Below are 4,009 nucleotides of genomic sequence, written 5' to 3'. Positions count from 1 at the left end.
GGTTGCCGCGGAATCCGACGTGCCCGTTCGCGAGGGCGAAGACCGACTCCGACTGGGCCAGGATGTCGAAGTCGAGCCGGGTCTCCCGCACATGCCATGGCTCCACCGGGTAGGCCCGCTCCCGGATCACCGTTCGGCTCCGACCAGCAACTCCCCCAGATCGCTCACCACGATGTCGGCACCGTTGGCGAGCAGTTCGTCACCGATGCCGACCCGGTCGACACCGATGACGCAGCCGAACTCCCCCGCTCGCGCCGCCGTCACGCCGGCCAGCGGAGGGCGTGCTGCCGCGCCTTCTGAGGAGGCGCGCGTGCCTCCCGTCGCCTCGCGCACGTGTGTCACGCGATCCCTCCTCCCGGTCTCGGCCAGCCTAACCGGGAGGTCGTTTCGTGCAGGTTGCCCCGGGCTCTCGGATGCGCCGCGCCGCAGGTGAGGACGGCGGGTGCCGAGCGATCAGCGCTCGCGATCCCCGCCATCCAGCTCGTCGTAGAGCTCGTGGTAGATCATCTGGTGCACCTTCTCGACCTCGGGGATGTTCGTGAACTCGAGGGGGTCGTCGGAGGCCGACTCGACGATCAGCGTGCCGGTGCGGAAGATACGGTCGATGAGACCGTGCCGGAACTGCACCGAGGCGATCCGGCGCACCGGGATGTCGATGCCGGTGCGCGTGATGATGCCCGTGCGGAACAGGATGCGGCGGTCGGTGATGACGAAGTGCGTGGTCGCCCAGCGGATCACGGGCGTGATCGTGAGCCACGACAGCAGAGCTATCGCCGCGACCACGACGGCGCCGGTCGCGATGGTGCCGCCCAGGCCCTCGAGTCCGGAGGACCACACCAGACCGAAGGTGGCGGCGACGACGATGACGATGAACCACAGGCTCGCGCCGATCAGCACCTTCCAGTGCTCGTGACGGTGAAGCAGCAGCTCCTCGTCGGCGGCGAGCAGATCCTCGGGGTATCCCATGTCTGGACTCTAGCGCCACGGGCGCGCACGCGCGGGTTGCCGCATGGTCGATCCGGGCGACGCAACGCCCGGGACCCCTGGATGACACGCACAGGCAAACTTCGCCCGTTAACGTGGGGCTATGACTGAGGAACAGGACGCCACCCCCTGGGCTGGATATGCTCCCAGCGCCGCGTGGGACGAGGCCGTCGACGTCGAGGGCAGCGTCCGCGAGCCCTACTCGCGTGTCTATGCGGAGATCGACCGCATGTCCGGCGACGACCTCTACTCGCGCGCCGAGTCGCTCGCGAGCACGTACCTCGCTCAGGGCGTCACGTTCGACCATGCAGGCGAGGAGCGACCGTTCCCGCTCGACATCGTGCCGCGCGTGATCGGCGCGGACGAGTGGGAGATCATCGAGCCGGGGGTGTCGCAGCGCGTCAAGGCGCTCGAGGCGTTCCTCGCCGATGCCTACGGGTCGCAGCACTGCGTGACCGAGGGCATCGTGCCACGCAAGCTGATCGCCACGTCGCAGTACTTCTATCGCTCGGTCTCCGGGGTCGAGCCCGCCAACGGCGTGCGGGTTCACGTGTCCGGCATCGACCTGGTGCGCGACCAGCACGGCATCTGGCGCGTCCTCGAGGACAACGTGCGCGTGCCCTCGGGCGTCAGCTACGTGCTGTCGAACCGGCGCGCCATGTCGCAGATGTTCCCCGAGATGTTCGGTGCGATGGGAATCCGGCCCGTCCTCGAGTACTCGCGCCGCCTGCGAGCGGCGCTCGCGAAGTCCGCGCCCGAGGGCGTCGACGACCCCACGATCGTGGTGCTCACTCCGGGCGTCTACAACTCCGCGTACTACGAGCATTCACTGCTCGCCCGCACCATGGGCGTCGAGCTCGTCGAGGGGCGCGACCTCGAGACCGTGAACGGCCGCGTGTACATGCGGACCACCGCCGGACGCCGCCGCGTCGACGTCATCTACCGCCGCGTCGACGACGAGTACCTGGACCCGGTCGTGTTCCGTCCCGACAGCGCGCTGGGAGCCCCCGGGCTCATCAACGCGGCGCGGCTGGGCAATGTCACGATCGCCAACGCGGTGGGCAACGGCGTCGCGGATGACAAGCTCATGTACACCTACATGCCCGAACTGATCCGCTACTACCTCAACGAGGAGCCGATCCTGCCCAACGTCGACACGTGGCGGCTCGAGGAGCCCGACGCGCGCGAGGAGGTGCTCGACCGTCTGGATGAGCTGGTCGTGAAGCCCGTCGACGGCGCGGGAGGCAAGGGCGTCACCATCGGGCCCGACGCCTCGGCCGAGGAGCTCGACCGCGTGCGCGCCCAGATCCTCCGCGACCCCCGCGGGTGGATCGCGCAGCCGGTCGTGCAGCTCTCGACGGTCCCGACCCTCACGGAGGACGGGCTCGAGCCGCGTCACGTGGACCTGCGCCCGTTCGCCGTCCACGACGGCGATGACGTCTGGGTGCTTCCCGGCGGGCTGACCCGTGTGGCCCTGGCTCGCGGCCAGCTCATCGTCAACTCGTCGCAGGGTGGAGGGTCCAAGGACACGTGGGTGCTGGGCGGGGTGCGTCACCGCGCCAGCTCGCCGCCGCCGGAGTCCCGGGTCGAGCTCAGCGGCATGAGCCCGGTGCCGCAGTCGGCGCACCCGGAAGACTATGTGGCGGGACAGCAGCAACAGCAGCAGCAGCAACAGCAGGGAGGCGCGTCATGCTGAGTCGCATCGCCGAGTCCCTGTTCTGGATCGGACGCTACGTCGAGCGCGCTGACAACACGGCCCGCCTGCTCGACGTCCACCTCAACGTGCTGCTCGAGGATCCCTGGGTCGACGAGCCGAGCGCGAACGCCTCGCTGCTCGCGGTCATGAGCTGCCCGGTCGAGGGCACCGCGACTCGGGGCACCGTGCTGCGCCAGCTCGCGTTCGAGGACGACAGCGCGACCTCGATCGCCGGAACGCTCGCCGCGGCTCGGGAGAACGCTCGCCGCGCTCGCGAGGTGATCTCCACCGAGGTGTGGGAATCGCTCAACATGACCCGCATGGACCTGCGCCGCTGGACCCGCGCGTCCCGGCCGCACGAGTACTTCGTGTGGGTGCGCGAGCGCGCCGCCGTGGTGTGGGGACTGTCGAGCGCGACCACCTCGCGCGACGACGCCTGGCACTTCATGGAGCTGGGACGTTCTCTCGAGCGCGCGGACATGATCGCGCGCCTGCTCATGACCCGGCAGCTCGAGGGCACCACCGGGCCCAACTGGACCACGCTGCTCAGGAGTTGCTCCGCGCACGAGGCCTACCTGCGCACGGTGCGCGCGCTCGTGACCGAGGAGCGTGCGGCGGAGTTCCTGCTGATCGACCGGCTGTTTCCGCGCTCGATCGCCTACAACCTCGACCGCGCGGAGACCATCCTCACGCAGATCGACGGCTCGGAGGGCAATCGGGCGCTGTCGGGGCGGGCCCGGCTCGCGCTGGGGCGTGCGCGCACGAATCTCGAGTACAGCCCGGTGCGCGACATCCTCGACGACCTCACCGGTCAGATGCAGGAGGTGCAGCGTGCGTGCGCCACGGCCTCGGACCTGATCCGCGATCGGTACTTCCTGCCCGCGGCGACCGTCACGTGGAACCAGGAGGCGCTGTGAGCACCCTCAAGATCGAGCACCGGACCGAGTTCCGCTACGAGGCGGAGATCCACTCGTCGTACAACGAGGCTCGCCTCATGCCGGCGTGGCTGACGCGCCAGCGCGTGCTGGACAGCCGCATCGATGTGAGCCCGCTGTCGTGGAGCACCAGCTACCGCGACTACTGGGAGTGTGACGTGCTCGCCTTCGAGGTGCTGCAGCCGCACCAGTCGCTGACCGTGGTCGGATCCTCGCTGGTCGAGATCATGCCGCAGCCGGCGCGCACCGAGCGCGCGTCATGGGACACGCTCCACGGCCCCCGGTTCCAGGACCTGCTCTGCGAGTACCTCGACACCAGCGACGTCACCGATCCTCCGGAGGAGCTGGCGGACTTCGCGCGCGAGACCGCGAGCAAGCTCTCGCCGGACGCGAC

Annotated in this window: 5 protein-coding genes; 3 read left to right on the top strand and 2 right to left on the bottom strand. The window is 69.4% G+C overall.

The window, feature by feature from the left end; genetic code table 11:
• Positions 1-126: 126 nt before the first annotated feature.
• Both QZ483_RS13020 and QZ483_RS13015 read right to left on the bottom strand, forming a co-directional pair.
• Positions 127-342, bottom strand: coding sequence for a hypothetical protein (locus QZ483_RS13020; RefSeq protein WP_297084706.1), 216 nt, complete (start codon positions 340-342; stop codon positions 127-129).
• A 111-nt stretch (positions 343-453) separates the two neighbouring features.
• Positions 454-966 carry a PH domain-containing protein gene (locus QZ483_RS13015; RefSeq protein ID WP_297084702.1) on the bottom strand — a complete coding sequence of 171 codons (513 nt, stop codon included), beginning with the start codon at positions 964-966 and terminating at the stop codon, positions 454-456.
• A 121-nt stretch (positions 967-1,087) separates the two neighbouring features.
• Between QZ483_RS13015 and QZ483_RS13010 the strand changes: the two genes are divergently transcribed.
• The 3 genes from QZ483_RS13010 to QZ483_RS13000 all read left to right on the top strand — a co-directional run.
• Positions 1,088-2,680 (top strand): circularly permuted type 2 ATP-grasp protein, encoded by a 1,593-nt coding sequence (locus QZ483_RS13010; protein ID WP_297084700.1) that lies wholly within the window; start codon positions 1,088-1,090, stop codon positions 2,678-2,680.
• Positions 2,674-3,597, top strand: a complete 924-nt coding sequence (locus tag QZ483_RS13005; protein WP_297084697.1) for an alpha-E domain-containing protein — start codon at positions 2,674-2,676, stop codon at positions 3,595-3,597. The genes QZ483_RS13010 and QZ483_RS13005 overlap by 7 nt, the downstream gene beginning before the upstream one ends.
• A partial coding sequence (locus QZ483_RS13000) for a transglutaminase N-terminal domain-containing protein (RefSeq protein ID WP_297084695.1) occupies positions 3,594-4,009 on the top strand: 416 nt, incomplete at its 3' end. The genes QZ483_RS13005 and QZ483_RS13000, both read left to right, overlap by 4 nt.

It is taken from the genome of uncultured Demequina sp. (assembly GCF_913055775.1).
Taxonomy (GTDB): domain Bacteria; phylum Actinomycetota; class Actinomycetes; order Actinomycetales; family Demequinaceae; genus Demequina.
Note: the sequence above shows the minus strand (reverse complement) of the source record. Positions and strands in the feature narration are given on the sequence as shown.